At 35.4% G+C, this 26411-nt stretch carries 24 protein-coding genes and 3 rRNA genes; 24 read left to right on the top strand and 3 right to left on the bottom strand.

Annotation, left to right across the window (positions count from 1 at the left end; translation table 11 throughout):
- Window positions 1-168 precede the first annotated feature (168 nt).
- The 24 genes from pstC (at window position 169) to KEC48_RS10865 (ending at window position 24681) form a co-directional block, all read left to right on the top strand.
- The gene (gene pstC / locus KEC48_RS10980) at window positions 169-1104 is read left to right on the top strand and encodes a phosphate ABC transporter permease subunit PstC (RefSeq protein ID WP_211962232.1); all 936 of its coding nucleotides are present in this window, start codon (window positions 169-171) and stop codon (window positions 1102-1104) included.
- Window positions 1094-1957 (top strand): phosphate ABC transporter permease PstA, encoded by an 864-nt coding sequence (pstA, locus tag KEC48_RS10975; protein ID WP_205091011.1) that lies wholly within the window; start codon window positions 1094-1096, stop codon window positions 1955-1957. The genes pstC and pstA overlap by 11 nt, the downstream gene beginning before the upstream one ends.
- A 14-nt stretch (window positions 1958-1971) precedes the next feature.
- Window positions 1972-2727 (top strand): phosphate ABC transporter ATP-binding protein PstB, encoded by a 756-nt coding sequence (gene pstB / locus KEC48_RS10970; RefSeq protein ID WP_087360214.1) that lies wholly within the window; start codon window positions 1972-1974, stop codon window positions 2725-2727.
- Window positions 2728-2772: 45 nt separating this feature from the next.
- The gene (gene phoU, locus KEC48_RS10965; protein ID WP_087360217.1) at window positions 2773-3432 is read left to right on the top strand and encodes a phosphate signaling complex protein PhoU; all 660 of its coding nucleotides are present in this window, start codon (window positions 2773-2775) and stop codon (window positions 3430-3432) included.
- An 11-nt stretch (window positions 3433-3443) separates the two neighbouring features.
- Window positions 3444-4133, top strand: coding sequence for a response regulator transcription factor (locus tag KEC48_RS10960; protein WP_087360220.1), 690 nt, complete (start codon window positions 3444-3446; stop codon window positions 4131-4133).
- The gene (locus tag KEC48_RS10955) at window positions 4126-5811 is read left to right on the top strand and encodes an ATP-binding protein (RefSeq protein ID WP_087360223.1); all 1686 of its coding nucleotides are present in this window, start codon (window positions 4126-4128) and stop codon (window positions 5809-5811) included. Before KEC48_RS10960 ends, KEC48_RS10955 begins: the two co-directional genes overlap by 8 nt.
- A 58-nt stretch (window positions 5812-5869) precedes the next feature.
- A complete protein-coding gene (locus KEC48_RS10950) occupies window positions 5870-7246 on the top strand; it encodes an FAD-dependent oxidoreductase (RefSeq protein WP_211962231.1) in 1377 nt (458 codons plus the stop codon).
- A gap of 195 nt (window positions 7247-7441) precedes the next feature.
- A 16S ribosomal RNA gene (locus KEC48_RS10945) occupies window positions 7442-8965 on the top strand.
- A 16-nt stretch (window positions 8966-8981) separates the two neighbouring features.
- Window positions 8982-9122 carry a hypothetical protein gene (locus KEC48_RS10940; RefSeq protein ID WP_211962230.1) on the top strand — a complete coding sequence of 47 codons (141 nt, stop codon included), beginning with the start codon at window positions 8982-8984 and terminating at the stop codon, window positions 9120-9122.
- A gap of 36 nt (window positions 9123-9158) precedes the next feature.
- A 23S ribosomal RNA gene (locus KEC48_RS10935) occupies window positions 9159-12042 on the top strand.
- Window positions 12043-12094: 52 nt separating this feature from the next.
- Window positions 12095-12203: ribosomal RNA gene (gene rrf / locus KEC48_RS10930) — 5S ribosomal RNA — on the top strand.
- Together the 16S, 23S and 5S rRNA genes form the textbook arrangement of a ribosomal RNA operon.
- Window positions 12204-12309: 106 nt before the next feature.
- A complete protein-coding gene (locus tag KEC48_RS10925) occupies window positions 12310-13491 on the top strand; it encodes an ATP-grasp domain-containing protein (RefSeq protein ID WP_205090401.1) in 1182 nt (393 codons plus the stop codon).
- Between the two features lie 10 nt (window positions 13492-13501).
- Complete coding sequence (locus KEC48_RS10920) at window positions 13502-14257, top strand: alpha/beta hydrolase-fold protein (protein WP_087359779.1); 756 nt, start codon at window positions 13502-13504, stop codon at window positions 14255-14257.
- 1 nt (window position 14258) lies between these two features.
- The gene (locus KEC48_RS10915) at window positions 14259-15467 is read left to right on the top strand and encodes a carbamoylphosphate synthase large subunit (protein ID WP_211962229.1); all 1209 of its coding nucleotides are present in this window, start codon (window positions 14259-14261) and stop codon (window positions 15465-15467) included.
- A gap of 237 nt (window positions 15468-15704) precedes the next feature.
- Window positions 15705-16652 carry a magnesium transporter CorA family protein gene (locus KEC48_RS10910; protein WP_087359785.1) on the top strand — a complete coding sequence of 316 codons (948 nt, stop codon included), beginning with the start codon at window positions 15705-15707 and terminating at the stop codon, window positions 16650-16652.
- A gap of 100 nt (window positions 16653-16752) precedes the next feature.
- A complete protein-coding gene (locus KEC48_RS10905) occupies window positions 16753-18225 on the top strand; it encodes a family 1 glycosylhydrolase (protein WP_211962228.1) in 1473 nt (490 codons plus the stop codon).
- A 2-nt stretch (window positions 18226-18227) separates the two neighbouring features.
- A complete protein-coding gene (locus tag KEC48_RS10900; RefSeq protein WP_087359791.1) occupies window positions 18228-18479 on the top strand; it encodes a kinase to dihydroxyacetone kinase in 252 nt (83 codons plus the stop codon).
- Window positions 18480-18481: 2 nt separating this feature from the next.
- The gene (locus tag KEC48_RS10895) at window positions 18482-19408 is read left to right on the top strand and encodes an AEC family transporter (RefSeq protein ID WP_087359794.1); all 927 of its coding nucleotides are present in this window, start codon (window positions 18482-18484) and stop codon (window positions 19406-19408) included.
- A 124-nt stretch (window positions 19409-19532) separates the two neighbouring features.
- Window positions 19533-20951 carry an NAD(P)/FAD-dependent oxidoreductase gene (locus tag KEC48_RS10890; RefSeq protein WP_087359797.1) on the top strand — a complete coding sequence of 473 codons (1419 nt, stop codon included), beginning with the start codon at window positions 19533-19535 and terminating at the stop codon, window positions 20949-20951.
- Between the two features lie 97 nt (window positions 20952-21048).
- On the top strand, window positions 21049-22695 hold the full coding sequence (locus KEC48_RS10885) for a VanW family protein (RefSeq protein WP_211962227.1): 1647 nt from the start codon (window positions 21049-21051) through the stop codon (window positions 22693-22695).
- Between the two features lie 72 nt (window positions 22696-22767).
- On the top strand, window positions 22768-23628 hold the full coding sequence (gene folD / locus KEC48_RS10880; RefSeq protein WP_087359804.1) for a bifunctional methylenetetrahydrofolate dehydrogenase/methenyltetrahydrofolate cyclohydrolase FolD: 861 nt from the start codon (window positions 22768-22770) through the stop codon (window positions 23626-23628).
- A complete protein-coding gene (locus KEC48_RS10875; RefSeq protein ID WP_087359807.1) occupies window positions 23618-23818 on the top strand; it encodes a DUF951 domain-containing protein in 201 nt (66 codons plus the stop codon). The genes folD and KEC48_RS10875 overlap by 11 nt, the downstream gene beginning before the upstream one ends.
- On the top strand, window positions 23799-24269 hold the full coding sequence (locus tag KEC48_RS10870) for a GNAT family N-acetyltransferase (protein ID WP_211962226.1): 471 nt from the start codon (window positions 23799-23801) through the stop codon (window positions 24267-24269). The genes KEC48_RS10875 and KEC48_RS10870 overlap by 20 nt, the downstream gene beginning before the upstream one ends.
- 10 nt (window positions 24270-24279) lie before the next feature.
- The gene (locus tag KEC48_RS10865; protein ID WP_087359813.1) at window positions 24280-24681 is read left to right on the top strand and encodes a secondary thiamine-phosphate synthase enzyme YjbQ; all 402 of its coding nucleotides are present in this window, start codon (window positions 24280-24282) and stop codon (window positions 24679-24681) included.
- 90 nt (window positions 24682-24771) lie between these two features.
- Here the strand turns inward: KEC48_RS10865 and KEC48_RS10860 are convergent, their stop codons facing one another.
- From KEC48_RS10860 to KEC48_RS10850, 3 genes are all read right to left on the bottom strand, one after another.
- On the bottom strand, window positions 24772-24990 hold the full coding sequence (locus KEC48_RS10860; protein WP_087359816.1) for a helix-turn-helix domain-containing protein: 219 nt from the start codon (window positions 24988-24990) through the stop codon (window positions 24772-24774).
- 136 nt (window positions 24991-25126) lie between these two features.
- Window positions 25127-25969 carry a DegV family protein gene (locus KEC48_RS10855; protein ID WP_087359819.1) on the bottom strand — a complete coding sequence of 281 codons (843 nt, stop codon included), beginning with the start codon at window positions 25967-25969 and terminating at the stop codon, window positions 25127-25129.
- Window positions 25966-26388 carry a MarR family transcriptional regulator gene (locus KEC48_RS10850; protein ID WP_087359821.1) on the bottom strand — a complete coding sequence of 141 codons (423 nt, stop codon included), beginning with the start codon at window positions 26386-26388 and terminating at the stop codon, window positions 25966-25968. The genes KEC48_RS10855 and KEC48_RS10850 overlap by 4 nt, the downstream gene beginning before the upstream one ends.
- Window positions 26389-26411: the final 23 nt, after the last annotated feature.

Here is a 26411-nt window from a genome sequence, read left to right as displayed (position 1 = left end):
AAAGAGGAAAAATGATTAAAAACAAAGAAAAAGTGGAAAATATAATAAAAAAATAAAATACTTTACATAATCTTAACATTCTTTATACAAAATCTTGCTATTTCTTTTACATAAAAAGATATACACTAGCATTGATTTGTGGAGCTATAAAAAAGAAGGGGTTTAAATATGGAAAGAAAGACAATCAGTATTATTGCAAATAGAAAAACAAAATCAATGGTAGAAAAAACAGCTTCTGTTATTTTTATTTGTTGTGCAGTTGTTTCTATTGTAGCCGTTGTTGGTATTACAGCATATATGTTTGTTTCAGGGACACCTGCTATTTTTAAGGTTGGGTTAACTGAAATCTTATTTAGTAATGTTTGGGCACCAACAGCTGCCAATCCACAATATGGGATTTTAAACATTATTTTAACATCAATTGTTGGTGTATTCTTTGCAATTTTAATTGGTGTTCCTATTGGTATTTTAACAGCTGTCAATTTAGCAGAAATTGCAAATCCAAAGGTAAGAAATATTATTAAATCAGCTGTTGAATTATTAGCAGGGATTCCTTCAGTTGTTTATGGGTTATTAGGAATTTTAATTATCAATCCATTGATGTATCAATTAGAGTTGATGATTTTTGCTGGGTCAAAAACACATCAGTTTACGGGTGGAGCCAATTTGATTTCTGCTATTTTGGTTTTAGCCATTATGATTTTACCAACTTTAATTAATATTACGGAAACATCATTAAAATCAGTACCAGATGATTATCGTAAAAGTTCTTTGGCGCTAGGTGCAAGTCAAATGCAGACAATTTTTAAAGTTGTTTTACCAGCTGCTAAAAATGGGATTATGTCAGCGGTTGTATTAGGTGTTGGTCGTGCAATTGGTGAAGCCATGGCTATCTTGCTTGTGGCAGGGAACTCAGTCAATTTCCCATTACCATTCAATTCAGTTCGTTTCTTAACAACTGGTATCGTTTCTGAAATGGGATATGCTTCAGGAACACATAGAGAAGTCTTATTTACAATTGGATTAGTTCTCTTTATCTTTATTTTAGCAATTAATTTAATTTTAACATTTATTTTAAAACGAGGTGGAGAAGATGGAAAATAGTATTTTTGATAAAAAAAGTAGATTAAGTGATAAAATCTTGAGTTTTCTCATTCAATTATCCACTTTTATTTCTGTTGGTTTATTGGTTGTGATTATTGGTTATATCTTAATCAGAGGTATTCCAAGTTTTGATTTTGGTTATCTTGTTAATACAACAAGTATTTTAAAGAATACAGTAGGTATTTTACCTAATATTATTAATACTGTTTATATGATTGTTGTGACTTTAATTATTGCAGGTCCAATCAGTATTGGTGGAGCTATTTATTTAAATGAATATGCTAAAAATAAAAAGTTTGTTGAAGTCATTTCATTTACAACAGAAGTTTTAGCAGGAATACCATCTATTATTTATGGTTTGTTTGGGATGTTGTTCTTTGGAAATTTCCTTGAATTAGGTTATTCCATTTTAACAGGGGCTTTGACTTTAGCTATTATGATTTTACCTATTATTTCTAGAAACACACAAGTTGCCTTACAGGCTGTCCCAAAAAGCTATCGTGAAGCCGCACTGGGAATTGGAGCAACAAAATGGTATATGATTCGTACAGTATTGTTACCAAGTGCTATTCCCGGAATCTTAACAGGTATTATCTTAGCAATGGGAAGAATTGTGGCTGAATCTGCTGCTTTACTCTTTACTGCTGGAAGTTTATCAACTTTACCAAGAGGATTGTTTGAACACTTGTTCTCAAGTGGTGGAACATTAACAATTCAGTTATATTTAGAGATGGCTAAAGCTAATTATGAAGTCGCATTTGTCATTGCGTTGATTTTGATTGTTGTTGTATTAGTATTGAATTTCTTAGCAAAATGGATTTCTAAGAGATTTGATGTCAATAAAATTGATTAAGGAAGGTTAAAAAAATGAGTGTAAAAATTAGTTCTAAAAATTTAAATCTTCATTATGGAGAAAAACATGCATTAAAAGATGTGAATTTAGATATTGTTGAAAATAAAATAACGGCTTTTATTGGTCCTTCTGGATGTGGGAAATCTACATTTCTTAAGACTTTAAATAGAATGAATGATTATGTGAATAATGTAAAAATTGATGGTGAGATTACATTAGATGGAGAAAATATTTATGATCCACGTGTTGATACAACAGTGTTACGTAAAAAAGTAGGGATGGTTTTTCAGCAACCTAATCCATTTCCAATGAGTATTTATGATAATATTGCTTATGGACCAAGAATTCATGGTATTAAAAATAAAAAGAAATTAGATGAAATTGTTGAAAAAAGTTTAAAAGCTGCAGCTTTATATGATGAAGTTTCTGATCGTTTGCATACATCAGCGCTTGGTTTATCTGGTGGACAACAACAACGTTTATGTATTGCCAGATGTTTAGCAGTAGAACCTGAAGTGATTTTACTTGATGAACCAACAAGTGCACTAGACCCTATTTCTACTTTAAAGATTGAAGAATTATTGATGGAATTAAAAGATAAATATACGATTGCGATTGTAACACATAATATGCAACAGGCATCACGTATTGCTGATTATACAGCTTTCTTTCTTGTTGGAGAAATGGTAGAATATGGTGAAACAAAAGACATTTTCTCAATGCCTAAGGATAAGCGTACAGAAGATTATATTACTGGTCGTTTTGGTTAAGAGTTGTGTTTTTTATAAAAAACAAATATAATGGAGGTATGGAAAATGATGAGAAAATTATTTGATGAAGAATTAGAAAAACTGAATGTTGATTTAACAAAAATGGGGCATCTTGTTGAATTGGCTATTGAAAATATGATTGATGCATTTAAACATCAAGATAAGACTTTAGCTAAAGAAATCATTACAAATGACCGTTTGATTAATGATATGGAAAGAACGGTGGAATCAAGAGCTTTTAATTTGATTTTACGTCAACAACCAATTGCGACAGATTTAAGAAATGTCACAACAGCTTTAAAAATTGTAACAGATTTGGAAAGAATTGGGGATCAGGCAGCAGATATTGCTGAAATTATTATGAATTTTGAAGGGGAACATGCTTATAGAACAGTTGAGCATATTCCAACAATGGCTAAAAAAGCAAAGATTATGGTCCATGAGGCGATTGATTCTTTTATTAAAAAAGATTTATCTACAGCTCGTTTGGTTAAGAGTATGGATGATGAAATAGATGCTTTGTTTGAAGAAGTCAAACAGGAAGTTATTGAAATTCTAAAGGAGAATAGTGAAAAAATTGATTATTGTATTGACTTTTTGATGATTGCGAAATACTTGGAAAGAGTAGGGGATCATGCTGTAAATATTTGTGAATGGCTAGAGTTTAATCAAACAGGGTCTGTCAATGATCAAAGATTGATTTAGGAGGTATAACAATGAACGAACGTATCTTTGTTATCGAAGATGATGAAAATATTCAGGAGATAGTCAAGCTATCTCTTGAGTCTAATGGTTATCAAGTGACATTATTTGATAATGCGATTGATGCTATTATTGAAATCAAAAGAGATGCACCAGATTTGGCTATTTTTGATGTCATGTTACCTCAAATGGATGGCATTTCTGCAGTCAAAAAAATTAGAGAAACAAATACAGAAATACCAATTTTAATTTTAAGTGCTAAAGATAGTGAAATTGATAAGATTCATGGTTTAGATAGTGGTAGTGATGACTATATGACAAAGCCATTTGGTGTTTTAGAGCTTTGTGCTCGTGTTCGTACATTGTTAAGAAGGGTTCATCCAAAGTCAAAAGTTTTAAGAACACCATCTTTGTCTATTGATAAATCAACACATGTGGTTAAGCACAATCAAGAAGTGATGGATTTAACGCATAAAGAATATCAATTACTTGTTTATTTAATTGAAAATAGAGAACGTGTTGTAGAAAGAGATGAATTATTGAATAATATATGGGGATATGATTTTATTGGTGAATCGAGAGCATTAGATGTGCATATTCGATCACTTCGTAAGAAGCTGAATGATGATGGAGAAAAATATATTAAAACAATTCGATCTGTAGGATATCGCTTTGTTGAAAAAGAGGAGGATAAATATGACTAAGTCTATCCTCCGTTATTTTATTGTTATTTTAATTGTTGCTTTGCTTAGCAGTTGTACCATTTCAGCTATGCTTGTTTCTAATAGTATTTTAGATACTACTGAGCATGATATGTTATATTCTTTAAAATTAATTGATTATGCTTTAGATTACAGTCAAAATCTTGATGAACAGATTGATGAATTGAATCCACTGGCATATAGTGATGATACACGTATTAGTGTCATTGATCTTCAAGGAAATGTTGTGGCAGATACGGCGAGAGATTCAATTTCAGAAAATCATTTAAATCGTAATGAGGTACAGGAAGCACTTCAAAATGGTGAAGGATATGCCCAAAGAAAATCAGAAACAACGCATGAAGATACGCTTTATGTAGCTTTATATAATCAAGGAGATTATATTGTTCGTCTTTCTATTCCTTATCATGGCATTACTGATTATTTGGCTTCGCTCATTCCAGCATTTGCATTAAGTAGTGGTATTTCTTTCTTTATAGCTTTTGTTTTATCAAGAAAACTGGCAATTACAATTTCTAAACCTATTATTGAAATTAGTGAAGGTTTAGATCGTATGAGTAAAGATTTTAGAGTTGATTTAAAAGATTATGATTATCAGGAATTTAATGTCATTGTTGATACGATTTATAATTTATCACATAGGCTACGTAAATCTATGCGTCAAGTGAAACTGGAAAGAATTAAAATTGATGAAATTCTTAAACAGATGAATGAAGGATTTGTTTTGTTAGATGAAGATTACCAGATATTAAGTATAAATGAAAAAGCAGCTTCTATTTTAGGAGATATGAAAGTCCATGATTGTATCTTTGATTATCTTTATTTTCCGGATATTATTCAGGCTTTGAAAAATAACATCATGAAGCAGCAGGTAGAAATAAAAATAGATCATAATATTTATGCTTGTTATATTTCGCGTGTGGATTTTGGGACAACTTTACTGTTTGTAGATATAACAGCATCTAAAAAAGCTGAAAAAATGCGTAGTGAATTTTTCTCTAATGTTTCGCATGAATTAAAAACACCAATGACTTCAATTAGAGGTTATAGTGATTTACTGGCACAGGGAGTTGTCCAAAATGATAGACAGAAACAAATGATGTTAGAAAAAATTCAAACTGAAGTGGATAGTATGTCGAGGTTAATCAATGATATATTAATGTTATCGAGATTGGAAAGTATGGATATTGAGGCAGAAATTATGCCATTAAAAATGAAAGGAATTGTCGATGAAGTTCTTGAAAGTTATGAGGTAGAAATTGCTAAACATGATATTCATATAGAATATGACTTTGATGAGATGACATATATGGGAAATCACCAGCAAATTTATACTTTATTAAATAATTTGATTGGAAATGCGATTAAATATAATAAAGATCATGGCCAAGTGTTTGTAGATATTGAAGCACAAGGTGATGGAATGAAGATTGTTGTAGAAGATACAGGAATTGGTATTCCGTTAGCTGATCAGGGGCGTGTTTTTGAAAGATTTTATCGTGTTGATAAAGGAAGAAGTAAACAACGTGGTGGAACAGGTCTGGGACTGGCTATTGTTAAACATATTGTTTCTAATTATAAGGGAACGATTTCTTTGAAAAGCGAACTCAATGTTGGAACAACGATTGAGATTGTTTTACCGCAGCAAAAGAGAAATTAGTTCTCTTTTTTTGTTTAAAATCAAAGTTGCTGGGTAAAATAGAACTTGGTGATGAAATATGAATCAGTCTTATTGGCAAGATACAACATCCTCTATAAAGTGTGAAAAGGTAACGGAAGATTTAGAGGTGGATATAGTCATTATTGGAGCAGGATTAGCGGGTGTTTCTTTAGCGTATCAGCTTAAGGATTTGCCATATCGTGTAGTCGTAGTGGAAAGAGGGCAAGTTGGATTTCAAACAAGTGGACATACAACTGCTAAAATAACATCTTTACATGGGCAGATTTACCAATTATTGAAGAAACATTATGACATTCATTATGCACATTTATATTTTCTTTCTCAGGAAAGTGCTATTCAAGAAATAAGAGAAATTGTTCAAAAAGAACATATAGACTGTGATTTTTATGAAAATGATGCTTATTTATATACAGATGATCCACAATATGTATCTCTTATTCAAGAGATAGAAAATATATTGAAATCTTTTCGTGTGGAAACGATCAGTGATTCACAACATCTTGCTTCAATAGGTTTGAAACATCAAGCTGTTTTTCATCCATTAAAATATTTATATCAATTGGTAAAAATTTGTCAAAAAAGTGGAGTGAAGTTTTATGAGTATAGTCAAGTGAGTAAGGTAAAAAGAAAACATTATGCATTTGAAGTGAAAGTTGGTCAATATCAAATCCAATGTCAATATGTTGTTCATGCGACAAGGTATCCATTTATCAAAAAAGGAATGTATTTTGCTAAACTGTTTCAAACAAAAGAAAATATAGATTGTCGTTTGTATGATGGGAATTCAAGCCGTCTTTGTATAGATCAATCCATAAGTTATCGACCTATTAATCAAAAAGGGTTATATATAGATATTAAAAGTTGTGATTGGTATGCAATGGACAGTATTCCTTTAAGAGGAGTCCCTTATATTGGTGAAATAAAGCCACATACACATGAATATGTTATTTATGGATTTCAAAAATGGGGTATGACTTTATCTCAAGTAGCAGCAAGACTCATTAAAGATTGTATTATACATCAGCAAAATCCTTATCGTAGTTTATATAGTTGTCAATATTTTTCAATAGGCTTTGCAAAAGAGTATCAAAAAGAACTGCTTCAATCGTATTATAAGGGTTATATTGGTTTGAGATTTCACTATGAAGAATTGAATCAGATGTCGTATGAAGAAGGGAAAATTGTGAGAATTGGAAGTAAATTAAGAGCAGTATATAAGGATAAGGTTGGAAAATGTCATATATTTTCTCCGTATTGTCCCCATATGAGATGTATTTTGCAGTTTGATCAAAAAGATAAAATATGGATATGCCCTTGTCATCAATCAACTTTTACAGCTTTTGGTAAGCTTATTGATGGGCCTAGTTTATCTTCTATGAAGGAAACAAAAGAAAACAGAAAGAAAAAACATTGATGGAAAGGGAAAAAAGAGAAAAGATGAAAAAAAGTAAAAAAAAGGGTTGCAAAGGGGAGGAATAGATGATATTATAGATGAGCACTCGAGAGAGAGGGCGACAGGAACATTGAAAACTGAACAGTAAACACGTCAATAAAGATAGGAAAAAAGAAAGAGTCAAGAAGACATGAAATTGTCTGAAGATAGAAAAGGACAATGGAGAGTTTGATCCTGGCTCAGGATGAACGCTGGCGGCGTGCCTAATACATGCAAGTCGGACGCAATGCTTCGGCATTGAGTGGCGAACGGGTGAGTAAGACATAAGCAACCTGCCCCTGTGAGGGGGATAACTGCTGGAAACGGCAGCTAAGACCGCATAGGCATAGAGGACGCATGTCGACTATGTTAAATATCCCACGGGATAGCACAGGGATGGGCTTATGACGCATTAGCCAGCTGGTGAGGTAACGGCTCACCAGGGCGACGATGCGTAGCCGGCCTGAGAGGGTGGACGGCCACACTGGGACTGAGACACGGCCCAGACTCCTACGGGAGGCAGCAGTAGGGAATTTTCGGCAATGGGCGAAAGCCTGACCGAGCAACGCCGCGTGAAGGAAGAAGTCATTCGTGATGTAAACTTCTGTTATGAAGGAAGAACGGCAGATGGAGGGAATGCCATGTGCGTGACGGTACTTCATGAGGAAGCCACGGCTAACTACGTGCCAGCAGCCGCGGTAATACGTAGGTGGCGAGCGTTATCCGGAATCATTGGGCGTAAAGAGGGAGCAGGCGGCAGTGCAGGTCTGCGGTGAAAGACCGGAGCTAAACTTCGGTAAGCCGTGGAAACCGCACAGCTAGAGAGCATCAGAGGATCGCGGAATTCCATGTGTAGCGGTGAAATGCGTAGATATATGGAGGAACACCAGTGGCGAAGGCGGCGGTCTGGGGTGCAGCTGACGCTCAGTCCCGAAAGCGTGGGGAGCAAATAGGATTAGATACCCTAGTAGTCCACGCCGTAAACGATGAGTGCTAAGTGTTGGGGGTCAGACCTCAGTGCTGGAGTTAACGCAATAAGCACTCCGCCTGAGTAGTACGTTCGCAAGAATGAAACTCAAAGGAATTGACGGGGGCCCGCACAAGCGGTGGAGCATGTGGTTTAATTCGAAGCAACGCGAAGAACCTTACCAGGTCTTGACATGGAGATAAAGGCCCTGGAGACAGGGAGATAGATATATCTCACACAGGTGGTGCATGGTTGTCGTCAGCTCGTGTCGTGAGATGTTGGGTTAAGTCCCGCAACGAGCGCAACCCCTGTTGCCAGTTGCCAGCATTAGGTTGGGGACTCTGGCGAGACTGCCTCTGCAAGGAGGAGGAAGGCGGGGATGACGTCAAATCATCATGCCCCTTATGACCTGGGCTACACACGTGCTACAATGGACGGATCAGAGGGAGGCGAAGCCGCGAGGTGGAGCGAAACCCAGAAACCCGTTCACAGTTCGGACTGCAGTCTGCAACTCGACTGCACGAAGCTGGAATCGCTAGTAATCGCGAATCAGCATGTCGCGGTGAATACGTTCTCGGGCCTTGTACACACCGCCCGTCACACCATGAGAGTTGGTAACACCCGAAGCCGGTGGCCCAACCGCAAGGAGGGAGCTGTCTAAGGTGGGACTGATGATTGGGGTGAAGTCGTAACAAGGTATCCCTACGGGAACGTGGGGATGGATCACCTCCTTTCTAGGGAGAAGAGAAGATGTGGATACTGTTTGGTTTTGAGTGTATCTGGAAAGATGCATTCAAGGCAGGAACATTGAAAACTGAACAGCAAACTTTCTACAAGAAAGCGAAGAAACGAAAGATGAAAGAGATCAGGAAGAAGGTCGAAATCATCTAGTTGCAAACTAAGAAAGCACGAAAAGAGAACACTTTAGGTTAAGCGAAGAAGAGCGTATGGCGGATGCCTGGCCACCAGGAGGCGAAGAAGGACGCAGCAAACGGCGAAACGCGACGGCGAGCAGTAAGCATGCAAGGACCCGTCGATGTCCGAATGGGGGAACCCGTCATCCATGAGGATGACATCGATGAAGAATCGAGGCGATACGCAGGGAACTGAAACATCTCAGTACCTGCAGGAAAGGAAAGTAAGAACGATTCCGTAAGTAGTGGCGAGCGAAAGCGGAGGAGCCCAAACCATCTCAGGATGGGGTTATAGGGCTGCCGAGGAAGTCGATGCGACATGACAGGAGAAGCGCAGGGGAAGGCGCAGCGAAGAGGGTGAAACTCCCGTATCCGAAGTCGTGAAGGAAGGCGAGGCAGACCCTGAGTACGTCGGGGCACGAGGAATCCTGACGGAAGGATCGAGGACCATCTCGAAAGGCTAAATACTCCCTGGTGAGCGATAGTGGACCAGTACCGTGAGGGAAAGGTGAAAAGAACCCCGGGAGGGGAGTGAAAGAGAACCTGAAACCATATGCTTACAAGAAGTCAGAGCCCGTTAATGGGTGATGGCGTGCCTTTTGTAGAATGAGCCGGCGAGTTATGATGTGGAGCGAGGTTAAGCAGGGGATGCGGAGCCGAAGCGAAAGCGAGTCTGAAGAGGGCGAAAGTTGCATGTCATAGACCCGAAACCGGGTGATCTAGCCATGATCAGGTTGAAGTCGGGGTAAGACCCGATGGAGGACCGAACCGACCCCGTTGAAACGTTGGCGGATGAATTGTGGCTAGGGGTGAAATTCCAAACGAACCCGGAGATAGCTGGTTCTCCCGAAATAGCTTTAGGGCTAGCGTCGTCAGGAAGTCGCATGAAGGTAGAGCACTGAATATGTGATGGCCTCATCTCGAGGTACTGAGCATAATCAAACTCCGAATGTCATGAAGACATGGACGGCAGTCAGACCATGGGTGATAAGGTCCATGGTCAAGAGGGAAACAGCCCAGACCATCAGCTAAGGTCCCCAAATACATGCTAAGTGGAAAAGGATGTGGAGATGTACAGACAACCAGGAGGTTGGCTCAGAAGCAGCCATCCTTGAAAGAGTGCGTAACAGCTCACTGGTCGAATGACTCTGCGCCGAAAATTTACCGGGGCTAAGCATGATACCGAAGCTATGGATTTACGATGTAAATGGTAGGGGAGCGTTCCAGACAGCGAAGAAGCGATACCGGAAGGAGTCGTGGAGCGTGTGGAAGAGAGAATGCCGGTGTGAGTAGCGGCACGTGGGTGAGAATCCCACGCACCGGAGACCCAAGGTTTCCAGAGGAAGGTTCGTCCGCTCTGGGTAAGTCGGGACCTAAGGCGAGGCCGAAAGGCGTAGTCGATGGACAACGGGTGGAGAATCCCGTACCGGAGTGCAGGCGAGGGAGTGACGGAGAAGGCTAGGACAACCAGCTGACGGAAAAGCTGGAGCAAGCGAGGTAGGGGTCATCCAGGCAAATCCGGATGGCATAACCCGAAGGCGTGAAGCGGATGGAACATTGCGATAAGTACAGAAGAGTCTGAAGCCAGCTTCCAAGAAAAGCTTCTAGCATAACTGCATTCTGCCCGTACCGAAAATGGACACACATGGGTAAGGAGAGAATCCTAAGGTGAGCGAGAGAACTATAGCTAAGGAACTCTGCAAAATGACTCCGTAACTTAGGGAGAAGGAGTGCTCAGTGGAAGCTGAGCCGCAGTGAAACGGCCCAAGCGACTGTTTACCAAAAACACAGCTCTCTGCGAAGACGCAAGTCGAAGTATAGGGGGTGACGCCTGCCCGGTGCTGGAAGGTTAAGGGGAGTGGTCAGCGCAAGCGAAGCCATGAACCGAAGCCCCAGTAAACGGCGGCCGTAACTATAACGGTCCTAAGGTAGCGAAATTCCTTGTCAGGTAAGTTCTGACCCGCACGAAAGGCGTAACGATTTGGGCGCTGTCTCGGCTGTAGACTCGGTGAAGTCTTAGTACCTGTGAAGATGCAGGTTACCCGCGACTAGACGGGAAGACCCCATGGAGCTTTACTGTAGCCTGATATTGGACTCTGATGCATGATGTACAGGATAGGTAGGAGGCTGAGATACGGATACGCCAGTATTCGAGGAGCCGACGTTGGGATACTACCCTTGATGCATTGGAGTTCTAACCGGGCCTCATGGAACTGAGGACGGGACAGTGTCAGGTGGGCAGTTTGACTGGGGCGGTCGCCTCCCAAAGAGTAACGGAGGCGCCCAAAGATACCCTCAGCATGGATGGAAACCATGCGCAGAGTGCAAAGGCAGAAGGGTGTTTGACTGCGAGACAGACGAGTCGAGCAGGGACGAAAGTCGGGCTTAGTGATCCGGCGGCACCGCATGGAAGGGCCGTCGCTCAACGGATAAAAGCTACCCTGGGGATAACAGGCTGATCTCCCCCAAGAGTTCACATCGACGGGGAGGTTTGGCACCTCGATGTCGGCTCATCGCATCCTGGAGCTGAAGTCGGTTCCAAGGGTTGGGCTGTTCGCCCATTAAAGCGGTACGCGAGCTGGGTTCAGAACGTCGTGAGACAGTTCGGTCCCTATCTGTCGTGGGCGCAGGAAGTTTGAGGAGAGCTGCCCTCAGTACGAGAGGACCGGGGTGGACGGACCGATGGTGCACCAGTTGTCACGCCAGTGGCACAGCTGGGTAGCCAAGTCCGGAAGGGATAAACGCTGAAGGCATCTAAGCGTGAAGCCCCCTCCAAGATGAGACTTCCCATTCTTCGGAAGGAAGGTCCCTCCAAGACGAGGAGGTAGATAGGTCATGGGTGCAAGCATGGCGACATGCTGAGCTGAATGATACTAATAGACCGAGAGCTTAGCCATAAGAAGTGGGAGGAAGGAAGCTGTTCAGTTTTGAGCGTTCGTGCTCAGATGATCTGGTGGCGAAGGCATGATGGACACACCTGTAACCATGCCGAACACAGAAGTTAAGCATCATAGCGGCGAAGATAGTGGGCAACTGCGACAATAGCACGCTGCCAGTTCACATGACGGTCCAGTCTTCTTCTGGTTCCGTCCTTTTTTTTATTCTTTTTTTTATTTATTATGATATAATAGAAAAAAGGATATAAAAAGGGGGAATTTTATTTTATGAATTTTGTATATATATCACCAAGTTTTCCAAAAAATTTTTATCAATTTTGCAACCGATTAAAATTAAATGGTGTTACTGTTTTAGCAATTGCAGATACTCCATATGATCAATTAAGCGAAGAATTAAAGAATTCTATTGATGATTATTATCAAGTTTATTCAATGGAAAATTATGATGAAATGATAAAAGCAATGGGATATTTTATTTTTCATTATGGACATATTGACTGGCTAGAATCAAATAATGAATACTGGTTGGAACAAGATGCTAAATTACGTACAGATTTTAATATTACAACAGGTATTCATACGAATCATATTGAAGATATTAAATGCAAATCAAAAATGAAGAAATTTTATGAAGAAGCAGGTGTCAAGACTGCACGTTATCACCTTGTTACTAATTTGGATGAAGGTCTACAATTTATTGAAAAAGTAGGTTATCCAGTTGTAGTGAAACCTGATAATGGCGTAGGAGCAGCTAAAACTTATAAAATTTCTAATCAAGATGAATTAGAAAAATTTTATCAAGAAGAACATGTTACACAATACATTATGGAAGAATTTGTGAATGGGCTCATTATTTCATACGATGGTATTGCTAATCTTGACAAAGATATTATTTTTGAAACATCACATGTTTTCCCAAATCCAATAATGGATGTTGTTAATGATCAAAGCAGTATGTATTATTACTCATTAAGGGAAATTCCATATGATTTAAAACAGGCAGGACATGCTTGTGTTAAAGCCTTTTATACAGCAGGAAGATGTTTCCATATGGAATTTTTTAAACTTCTAGAAGATAAAGAAGGATTAGGGAAAAAGGGAGATATTATTGGTTTAGAAGTGAATTTACGTACACCAGGGGGATATACTCCTGATATGATGAATTTTGCAAATGACATAGATGTCTATCAAATTTATGCAGATATGGTAACTAAAGGATATAGTGAATATGATCATCATCGTCCATATCATTGTGTATATTGTGGAAGAAGGGATGGTATAACTTACACACATAGTCATGAAGATATTATATCTCAATACCATTTCGATTTAGTTATGTGTGAAAGAATGCCAGATATTCTAAGTGGAGCAATGGGGAATTTTACGTATACTGCACGTTTTGAAAATATGGAACAAGTTGATGCTTTTGTTCAATATGTTTTAGGATAGGAGGGAGAATATGAAAACAGAATGGTTTAAAGAATATAGTGATTGTTTATTGCGTGATATGGAATTTAAAGTTTATGGACATGCTGGAACACCAATATTAGTGTTTCCATCACAAAACGGAAGATTCTTTGATTTTGAAAATAACGGAATGGTTCATACTGTTGAACATCTTATTGATGAGGGAAGAATTCAGCTTTTCTGCTGTGATAGCATTGATCAGGAATCCTGGTCTGCTGAAGGGGGAGATAATCGCCATCGCACTTATATGATTGAACAATATTTCTATTATATTGTTAATGAATTGGTACCAAGAATATTTGAAATCAATTCTTATGGAAATAATGGAAATTATGCTGAAGGTATTTATACAACAGGTTGCTCAATGGGGGCATCTCATGCCGCTAATTTTATGTTTAGAAGACCTGATATTTTTAAAGGAACAATTGCTTTGAGTGGCTATTATGATAGTGATTTATTCTTTGGTGATTATCATGATGATATTTTATATCGTAACTCACCCGTACAATATTTAAATGGAATGAGTTATGACCATCCTTATGTTGATATGTATCGTCAATGCCATATTGTATTATGCTGTGGGCAAGGGGCATGGGAAGATGATATGATTAGAAGTACATCACGTATGAAAGAACTTCTTGAATATAAAGATATTCCTGCATGGATTGATTTTTGGGGATATGATGTGAATCATGATTGGGATTGGTGGCAAGTACAATTCCCATATTTTGTAGAAAGGGTGATCTAATATGAACGTGATCTTTATTTCGCCAAATTTTCCGGCATATTTCTATAACTTTTGTGATCGTTTAAAAGTCAGAGGAGTTCGTGTATTAGGAATAGGCGATGAGAATTATGAAAATCTGCCATATCATACAAAACTTGCCTTAACAGAATATTATCGTGTTGATGATTTGGAAGATTATGAAAGTGTATATAGAGCTTGTGCATATTTTACATGGCATTATGGAAAGATTGATTGGATTGAATCTCAAAATGAATACTGGCTGGAATTAGAAGCAACATTAAGAAATGAGTTTAATGTGACAACTGGAACAAAGATTCAAGATCTTTCACCAATGAAATATAAATCAAAAATGAAAGATGTTTATAAATCTGTAGGAATTCCAACCGCACGATATCGTAAAATAGATGACTATCTAGCAACTAAAGCTTTTGCAAATAGAGTTGGATATCCAGTCATTGTTAAACCCGATAATGGTGTTGGGGCAAGTTCAACATATAAATTGAAAAGTGATGATGAGTTAGATTATTTCTTTGCGACAAAACCACCTTATATTCAATTTATTATTGAGGAAATGGTGCCCGGGCATGTAGAAACTTTTGATGGAGTTACTGATAAAGATAAAAATATTTTGATTTGTTCATCTCATGTGATGCTGAATTCTATCATGGATAATGTTAATGAATTAAGTGATACTGCATTCTATTCACAGCCTGTTGAAGGATTGGATTTATATGAAATAGGAAAAAAAGTTGTAGAAGCTTTTGATACAAGAAGTCGTTTCTATCATTTTGAGTTCTTTAGATTAGATGAAGATAAAGAAGGTCTTGGTAAAAAGGGTGATATTGTAGGCTTAGAAGTGAATATGAGAGCACCAGGTGCTTATATGCCAGATATGATTAATTATGCTTATAACGTTGATGTATATACGATATGGGCAGATATGATCAAATATAATGAATGTTTCTATGATATTCATCGTGAATATTGGGTAGCTTACACTGGTCGTAGAGAGGGAATCTGGTATATGTACAATTATGATCAGATTAGAGAAAAGTATGGAGATCAAATTGCTTTAGAAACAGATGTTCCTGCGGCTTTAAGTGCTGCAATGGGTAATCATGTTTTTATTGTTAAATCAAAATCCAAAGAAGAAATGTTTGAAATGATTCGTTATATTTTAAAAAGAGAAGATGGAACGGATTGGATTTAAGAATAATAAGATTTAAGTTGAAAGTAAACTTTTAATTTAAATCTTTTTTTGTTAAAAAAACAAAAAAATTACCTTTCTAAGGCTTCTATCTCTCATATTTTGTGTTATAATGGCATGGGAAAGAAAGAAGGTGTTATTATGTCTCCGGAGCCGGATGAAGAAACGAATTTCAATATCAAACAAAGCATAACAGGAGGCATAATAAAAATTCTCCTGTTATAGAATAGGAGGATTAAAATGATAGAATTTTACAAGACTTTTGGAACTGAAACAAAAAAAATTGAAGCATTGGAAACAGGATGCTGGATTAATGTCATTTCACCTACTGAAGAAGAAAAAAATTTTTTGATTGAAAATTTAGACGTTGTTCCTGAATTTGTACAGGCATCTTTGGATGAAGAAGAAAGTTCACATATTGATTTTGATGATGACTATAATCAAACATTAGTCATTGTCGATTATCCAAGTGCCGAAGAAACTGAAGGTAAATATGATAAAATGACTTTACAGTATACAACATTACCTTTAGGTATTGTTTTAATGAAAGGATATATTATTACAATTTCTCTATATGAAAATTTAAACATTGAAGATATGGCTACAGGGAAAGTCAAAGGTATTCATACAGAAATGAAAACAAGATTTTTATTGAAATTGTTATTAAGGATTTCTCAAAGATATTTGATTTATTTACGCCAAATTGATCGCTTATCTTCATTAACTGAGCATAAACTTCATCGATCAATGCAAAATAAAGAATTAATACAAATGTTGGGATTAGAAAAATCATTGGTTTATTTTTCAACTTCTTTAAAAACTGATGAAATAACATTAAATAAAATCATGCGAGGAAAATTAATCAAATTATATGAGGATGATCAAGATTTATTAGAGGACGTACTGGTTGAGATTCATCAGGCTATTGAAATGTGTAATATTTATTCAAATATTTTATCTGGAACAATGGATGCCTTTGCTTCTGTTATTTCTAATAATTTAAATATTGTAATGAAGGTATTAACTGTGATTACAATTGTGATGGCTATTCCAAATATCGTTTTTAGTTTTTATGGAATGAATGTTACTGGATTACCTGGACCTGTATGGTGGGTACCAACTTTGATAGCGTTAATTGCGTGTGGTGTGGCTACATTTATTTTTATGAAAAAAGATATGTTTCATTAAGTACATTATAAAGATGTACTTTTTTTCATCTTTCTTTTTTTGAAAATAAAGACATGATGAAATGGAATGATGTATAATAGAAGAAAGAGGAGGAGAAAACATGGTAAGACAATTTCCAGAAGGATTTTTATGGGGTGGAGCAACTGCTGCCAACCAATATGAAGGTGGATGGAACGAGGGAGGAAAAGGAATCAGTGTTTCTGACTGTGCCAGGCATCATTTAGATGTAGATGTGCAAGATTATAAAGCACAAAATGCCATTACAACAAAAGATATTGAAGAAGCATTACAATCAACTGATGAGTCATTATATCCCAAAAGACATGGCTCTGACGGTTATCATCATTATAAAGAAGATATTCAACTATTTGCCCAGATGGGATTTAAGGTTTATAGAATGTCCATTGCATGGTCTAGAATCTTCCCTAATGGAGATGATTTAGAACCAAATGAAGAAGGATTGAAATTCTATGATGATATTTTTGATGAATGTTTGAAATATGGAATAGAACCATTAGTGACAATGTCACATTATGAACCACCAATCAATATTGTTTTAAATTATGAAGGATGGGCATCAAGAGAAGTCGTAGATATGTTTGTCAGATATGTTAAGGTCATCTGTGAAAGATATAAGGATAAGGTCAAATATTGGCTGACATTCAATGAAGTTGATTCAATGATTAGACATCCTTATACAACAGGAGGACTTGTCGAAGACAGATTTCCAGGAAGAAACTTTCAAGAAGTGATTTTTCAGGCGATGCATCATCAGTTTGTAGCTTCTGCCTTAGCTACGAAAATATGTCATGAAACAATACCAGGATCAAAGGTAGGATGTATGTTGACAAAGCTTACATATTATCCATATACATGTAAACCAGAAGATGTATTACAGGCACAACAGGATATGAGAAGTACATATTGTTATAGTGATACACAAATATTTGGAGAATATCCAGCATATCTTCTTGCGAAATTCAAGAATGAAGGTATTCATATTCAGATGGAAGATGGAGATTTGGATATCATGAAAAAATATCCAGTAGACTTTGTATCATTTAGTTATTATTCATCTAGCTGTGTTGCGAAAGATGATCAAGGATTAAAGAAAACAGCTGCTAATACAATGACAGCCATTAAAAATCCATACATTCCTTCATCTGAGTGGGGATGGCAAATTGATCCTATTGGATTAAGAGTATCTTTGGTGGATTTATATGATCGTTATAGAAAACCATTATTTATCGTAGAAAATGGTTTAGGAGCAAAAGATGAACTTATTGATGGAACAGTGGATGATCAATATCGTATAGATTATTTTGCAGCACATTTTAAGGAAATGTTGAATGCGATAGAAATAGATGGTGTTGATTTGATGGGATATACGTCTTGGGGATGTATAGATTTAGTAAGTGAATCAACAAAACAGATGAGTAAACGCTATGGATTCATCTATGTCGATTGTGATGATTTAGGAAATGGAACATATAAACGATATAAAAAGAAATCATTTGATTGGTATAAGAAAGTCATTGAAACAAATGGAGCATGTTTGTTTGAAGGAGAATAACGATGTTAGAATATAAATTTGATACACAATTACTTATTGAAGGTAAGAATTTAAACGAAGATGAAATTCATGATTATATTACAGAACATTTTCAAGGGGACTGTTTATTGGCAGTAGGGGATGATGAACTTATCAAGATTCACTATCATACAAATGAGCCATGGCTTGTTTTAGAATATGCAGCAACACTTGGTGAAATCTATGACATTGTTGTTGAAAATATGGAAAGACAAGCTCATGGATTAAGAGGATAAGTGTGGATTTACAAGTTATTATTTTACAGATGATACAATTATTTCTAGTGATTGCACTGGGGTATGGTTTATTAAAAATCAAGATTCTTGATGTGGAATTTAATAAACGTTTAACAAGTTTACTATTATCAGTCACAACACCAGCTTTAATTGTATCTTCTGTTTTATCAACGACTTTAGAAAAAGATATTTCAAAGATTGCTTTTGTTTTTATTGTGGGTGTCATTATCTTTATTGTTTTACCAATACTTGGTTTTATTATTGTCAAAATAATAAAAGTACCAACGCATCAGCAAGGGTTATATATCTTTATGACTATGTTTTCTAATATTGGATTTATGGGATTTCCAGTGATGAAATCTATTTTTGGTAACGAAGCTGTTTTTTTGACTGCTATTTTTAATATGTTATTTAATTTATTAGTCTTTACTGTAGGTATTGTTTTTATGAATTATCATTCCACAGAAAAAATTAAGATGAATGCCAGACAGCTACTTTCACCAGGAGTCATATCATCTTTGATTGCTTTATTGATTTATTTAACAGAGATACAGGTACCCGATGTCATCGCTTCAACAATAACGATGGTAGGAGATATTACTACACCAATTGCAATGATGTTGATTGGTTCAACACTCGCAACGATTCCATTAAAAGAAGTTTTCAATGAAATCAGAGTTTATCCTTTTACCATTTTAAAACAAATCATTATTCCTATCATTGCTTATCCAGTTTTAAGTTTCTTTATCCAAGATCCTCTTATTTTAGGTGTATCCTTAATCATGATTGCAATGCCAGTAGGCAATATAGCTGTTTTATTTGCGACAGAATATCAAAAAGATGTCGCTTTAGCTGCGAAAACTGTTTTTATGACAACCTTACTTTCAATTATCACTATTCCTGTTATTGTCGCATTGTTTTTGATATAGTGAAAAAAGTTTTATCAATTTATAACATTTTTTAATCCATTTTATTGTATTGACAATGTATTGATTTTATGAATATAATAAACGAGGATTATTTAATAATGCCCCAGAAATGAGGCGTTTTTTTATGCAAAAGAATTATGATGTCATTATTGTTGGAGCTGGACCAGCAGGAATTATGACAAGTTATGAATTGTATTTAAAAAATCCAGAATTAAAAGTCTTACTTATTGATAAAGGACATGATGTGATGTATAGACATTGTCCAATTAAAGATAAGAAAATTAAAAGTTGTCCACAAATTAAAGAAAATGAACCAGGATGTTTACCTGCATGTTCGATTACTTCAGGGTTTGGAGGAGCAGGCGCTTATTCTGATGGGAAATTTAATATTACAAGTGAATTTGGTGGATGGCTGACAGATTATTTAGATAATCAGGAAGTTGAAGATGTGATTCATTATGTTGATGAATTGTATTTAAAACATGGAGCAACACGTGAAATTACAGATCCAACAACAGATAAAGTAAGAGAAATTGAAAAACGTGGATATGCGGTTGGATTAAAATTATTACGTGCCAAAGTGAGACATTTAGGAACAGAAGAAAATTTAAGAATTATGACAGAAATGTCAAATGAATTAAAAGAACATATTGATATAGCTTTTAAAACAGCTGTTAAAGATATTATAGTAGAAGATCGTCATGTTAAGGGAATTATCTTAGAAAATGGTGAAGAAATCTATGCTCCTCATGTTGTTTTGGCACCAGGACGTGATGGATCAACATGGCTTGCGAAAGTGTTTAAACATCAAGGACTTGAACTCTATAACAATCAAGTGGATATTGGGGTCAGAGTTGAAACAAGTAATATTGTTATGGATGAAATTAATCAAAATTTATATGAAGGAAAATTTGTATATAATGCTTCTGTAGGAACAAAAGTCAGAACATTCTGTTCTAATCCAAGTGGGCATGTTGTTATTGAGAATCATTCTGGAACAATGTTAGCCAATGGACATGCGTACCATGATCCAAAACTAGGAAGTCCTAATACAAACTTTGCTTTGCTTGTATCCCATGTCTTTAGTGAACCGTTTAATGAACCTAATGAATTTGCACATGAAGTAGCTAGATTAGCAAACATGTTATCACATGGAAGTATTATTGTGCAAAGATATGGAGATATTAAAAGAGGTCGTCGTACAACAGCCAAACGTTTAAAGGAAGGATATACTGTTCCAACCCTACCAGAAGCTGTACCGGGAGATTTAGGATTGGTATTACCATATAATACGATGAAATCAATTATTGAAATGATTGAAGCTTTAGATCATGTTACACCTGGAATTGCCAATGAACATACTTTGCTTTACGGTGTAGAAGCCAAATTCTATTCAGCTAGACCTAAAGTAAGAGAAGGATTTGAAAGTGAAATAGATGGATTGTATGTTGGTGGTGATGGTGCTGGTTTAACAAGAGGACTTGCTCAAGCTGGAGCAAATGGTATATTAATTGCCAGACATATTATTAATAAGCAAAAATAGTCGAAAAAATACGACTATTTTTTTATATCTCCATCTTGCAAGAAGCATCAAAGAAGTTTATGATATGTGAGTAGAATCTATAGGAGAAAATAAGACTATGAAATATAAAAAATGGTTAAAAAATAAAAAAGTATTGATTCCAGCTGGAATGATATGTGTATTATTAACTATATATCTTATTTTATGTATTATGGCAGGAACAGGGGATTTTGTTTCTAATACAACAATTAATGGTATAAAGGTTGGACAGCTAACTCAGTCAAAAGCTATTGAAACTTTAAATCAACAATTTGAAGATGATACAGAAAAATTATTGATAAAAATGAAAGCTAAAGATCAAACTTATACGATTGATTTCACAGGAAATGTATCTTTTGATGCGAAAAAGGGTGTGGAAAAGATTATTAAAAATAAAGGAAACTTTTTAACAAGAGGATATGATTATTTAATGAATCATGATTTTGTTATTCCTGTAACGATTCAAAGTGAGAATCAAATGAAAGAAGCTATTCAAAAGAGTCAAATTCTTAATTATGACACAACACAAAAGACAACTTATGAATTAGGGAAGCAGAAAATTATTTTTAAAAAAGGGCATAATGGTGAAAGAACAACTGAAAAATTAGTGATTCAACAAATTCAACAAGCTTTTAAAGATTATGATTTTCAAAAAGAAATACAGTGTCACTTAGAACAAACACATCTAGAAGACAATGAAATGCAATCAATATATAAAGAATTAGCGACAGAAGCTAAAAATGCGACTTTAGATAAAAATAATGATTACGCTATTGTTGATGCTAAAGTGGGGATTGCATATGATTTAGAGAAAGCTCAAGAAGTCTTTTTAAAAACAAAAGAAGGAGAAACTTTTGAAGTTTCAGCTAAGATTACGCAACCAGATATTTCTACTGAAGATTTAAAAGAGAATTTATTTAAAGATGTTTTAGGAAGTTATTCCACATATGTTAGTGGTTCATCTGTTAGAAAGAATAATGTCCGTTTAGCAGGAATAAAATGTAATTCTATCTTATTGCCGGGAGAAGAATTTTCATTCAACAAACAAGTTGGACAACGTACCACAGCTAGAGGATTTGGAGCAGCTGGAGCTTATCGAGATGGAGAAACAGTTAATGAAGTGGGTGGAGGTATCTGTCAATCATCTTCCACATTATATAATGCAGTGTTGCTTTCTAATTTAGAAGTCACTTTAAGATCTAATCATAGCTATGTATCTAGTTATGTACCCATTGGTAGAGATGCGACTGTTTCTTGGGGTGGACCTGACTTCAAATTTAAGAATAACAGAGATTACCCTATCAAAATAGAAATGTCTTATAGTGGTAGTCGTCTGTATTGTAAGATTTTAGGAACAGATGTTGATGGAACATATGTAAAAATCACAAGTCAAAAATTATCTTCTACACCTTTTCAAACTCAATATATTGATGATCCAACATTAGAGCTTGGAAAAGAAAAAGTTCAGACAAGTGGCTACACTGGAGCAAAAGCACAATCATATCGTTATGTCTACGATAAAAACGGAAACTTGATTTCTTCAAAGAAAGAAGCTTATAGTGTCTATAAAAAACGTGATAAAGTCGTCAAAAGAGGTACAAAGCCTGTAGAAGTTACCCCAATTCAACCTGTACCTGAAACACCTACTGATAATTCTACTCAGGAAACCTCTCCTCAAACACAACCTTCAACAAATCAACAACCACAGACTCCAATTATTCAATAGAGGAATTCGTTTTCCTCTTTTTGTTTACAAGTGATTTTATTTTGATATAATTCATATAAGGGAGTGGTAGATATGAATATAGATGGAAAATTAATATCACAAAAAAGAAAAGATGCATTAAAAATGAAAATAGATGAATTAAAAGAACAAGGGAAAAGAATACCGAAATTAACAGTTATTTTAGTTGGTGAAGATCAAGCTAGTCAAACATATGTGCGTAATAAAGATAAAGCCTGTGCTTATGTCGGTATGCTTTCAGATATTATAAGATTGGATGAACAGACATCTCAAGAAGAATTAGTTCGAATCATTCAATCATTGAATCAAGATGATAAAGTTGATGGTATATTGGTTCAATTACCTCTACCTTCTCATATTGATGAAGATTGTATTTTAAATACAATTGATCCTTGTAAAGATGTTGATGGGTTTCATCCATCAAATGTCGCAAAACTTGTTTTAGGTGAAAAAGGACTTGTCCCATGTACACCAAAAGGAATGATGGTTTTATTAGATGAGATTCACTATGATTTAACAGGCAAAGAAGTTGTTGTTGTAGGGCGTAGTAATATTGTTGGAAAACCTGTAGCCCTGTTATGTTTACATAAACATGCGACAGTAACGATTGCTCATTCTCGTACAAAGAATTTACCGGATTTATGCAAACGAGCAGATGTTTTAATTGCAGCTATTGGAAAACCTCGTTTTTTTAATAAAGATTATATAAAACAAGGGGCTGTTGTTTTAGATGTCGGTATTAATCGTGATGAAAATCATAAATTATGTGGTGATGTGGATTATGAAGATGTCAAAGATATTGTTTCATATATTACACCAGTACCGGGAGGAGTAGGCCCTATGACCATAGCCATGTTAATGGAAAATACTTATCAGGCATATTTACAAAGGGAGGAACTGAAAAATGGAGTATAATTTGAATGATATTGTAGAAATGAAGAAACAACATCCATGTAAAAAATCTAATCAATGGAAAATTATTCGTATGGGTGCGGACATTAAAATTAAATGCTTAGGATGTGGCGCTATTGTTATGTTTTCACGTCGTGATTTTGAAAAACGTTTAAAAAAGGTTATACCTGCTCATGAAGATACGATTGATTAAAGAAAAAGATAATTTAGAAGTTGAAAAACTCATTCGAGATTGTTTAATTGAATTTGGTGGTAATAAACCGGGTTGTGCATGGGAAGATAAAGATTTAGGACAGTTTTATCAAGTATATCAACCTAAAAATAAACAATATTTAGTTGTTATAAAAGATAATCATGTGGTAGGAGGATGTGGGATAGGTCCTCTAGATGGAATAGAAGGAATCTGTGAATTACAGAAAATGTATTGTTATAGTGAGGTGAGAGGCACTGGGATTGCTCAAGAACTTTTGAATCAATCTTTAGAGTTTGCCAGACAATATTATTGTCAGTGTTATTTAGAAACATTTTCCAATATGATTGCAGCCAATCGTTTTTATCTTAAAAATGGTTTTCAACTGTTAGATCAACCACTTATCAAAGGACCCCATTATGCCTGTGATAAATGGTATATCAAAGATCTATAGAGGTGATTTTATGTTAGTAACACATCATTATCAATTTTCAAAACGTATGGAAATGCATGACATCACAGCAACAGTCAAAAAAGATGTTCAACAATCTCAAATACAAGAAGGTATAGTTGTTGTTTATACGCCACATACAACAGCAGGAATTACAGTCAATGAAAATGCTGATCCGGATGTTGTAAGAGATATGCTGGCAGGTTTTGAACGTGCTTTTCCAACGTATCATTCAGATTATCATCATTTTGAAGGAAATTCCCATGCTCATATGAAATCAACAATTTTTAATGCCAGTCAAACTTTTATTATTCATCAAGGAAGAATCATATTAGGAACATGGCAAGGTATTTATTTATGTGAGTTTGATGGACCACGAAAAAGGACATTTTATGTCAAAATAATAGCAGGATAAAAGGCATATTGTTGATCTAAAGTGAATTGAATAAATATTTCATTGGATAAAAGAGTGAAAACTTACGTTGTAATCAAAGATGTATGACAATCAGCATACATCTTTTTTTAAATTTTCAACATATTGAATAATATCTTCTACACGACAGTGTAATATAAAACAAAGGGTGTCAATTGTTTTGGTTGTGATGGCTTTCCCTTGTTTAATTCTATACATTGTATTAGCAGAAATTCCTTCTTTATAGATGAGAGCATACTCTGTAATGCCTTGTTTATACATTGTTTCATACAATGGTTTATAACTAATCATATTTATCACCCAATTCAACTTTAGCATAGTCAAAACGTTGACTAGGCTTAATATATTGAGTATAAAAAAGTGCTTTCAAAAAATAAAAAATTGATGATCATACATATAGTATGTTATCATCAATTTCTTTTAAACATTATTTTTTCACAACATAAGTAATTAAACGAGCTCCAGGTCCCGCATGTGTTCCAATGACTGGACCAATAACACCATGTAAAGTTTCACCAAAATGGAAAGCTTCTCTTAATGTATTTTCAAACTTATCTAAACCATCAGTTGAACCATTATAACCAATACAGATAGGTTCATTTAAGTCCATTTCACCATTTTGTTGAATCAAGTCTATAATTTTTGCAGTTGCTTTTTGTGCTCCTCTTGCCTTAGCAAACATTTCTAATTTTCCATCATCAAAACCTATAATAGGTTTAAATTTCAAAAGTGTTCCAGCTGTAGCAGCTGTTTTGGATAAACGCCCACCTTTGTATAAATATTCCAAAGTATCCACAAAGGCATATAGACGAATACGATGCTTATATTCTTCTAAGAATGTATAAATATCCTGAGCTACCATTCCTTCATCTCTTAAAGCGACAGCTTTTAAAACAAGTAAACGTTGCATTTGTGTTGTTCCTAAGCTATCAATGACGTAAATATCATCATATTCTACTAAGTCTTTAGCAAGATTAGCACTTTGATATGTTCCGCTAATTGTGCTAGATAATGTTATCACAATAACACTATCCTTGTTATCTTTTGCTGTTTCATAAAGATCAGCAAAATCTTGTGGTGAAGGTTGTGATGTTGAAGGTAATGTATCACTATTCACTAACAAATCATAAAATTGATCAGGTTGTAAATCAATGCGATCTTTATATTCTTTTCCATCGATAATAACTTTTAATGGAACGACTTCAATGTTTAATTCTTTAGCGTATTCTAAATCAATATCTGAAGTAGAATCAGTAATAATTTTAATCATTTTTTTTCCTCCGTCATCAAGATTCTAATTGTATGAAGCATTTTTTCTAAGGATTTAATTTCTTCTTTGCTGAAAAGTTTTTCAATCTTTCTTAAAGCACTCTTAATATAACGGTCATTTTCACGATAAAACTCTAAAAACTTCGCTGTGACTTTTAAATGATAAGAACGCTTATCCTCTTGACTGACCGTTTTAATTAAATATCCTTTATCAACCAATTGATTGATTTTATACGTTGCATTGGGTTGTGAAATCCCCATATATTTTGCATACTCTAAAATAGTAGGTTCACCTAACATATAGATAATATCTAAGCTAAATGCTTCTTGCATCGTAAGCTCTTTAGATGCTGCACACATAGATGCATAAAAATTCATTTTAAAAATATTATAAACAGCTTGAAATTCTTGACTGAGCATAAGACCTCCTTATAAATACTTAA

Origin of the sequence: Clostridium sp. C1 (assembly GCF_018223625.1) — a bacterium.
Classification (GTDB): domain Bacteria; phylum Bacillota_I; class Bacilli_A; order Erysipelotrichales; family Coprobacillaceae; genus Allocoprobacillus.
Note: the sequence above shows the minus strand (reverse complement) of the source record. Positions and strands in the feature narration are given on the sequence as shown.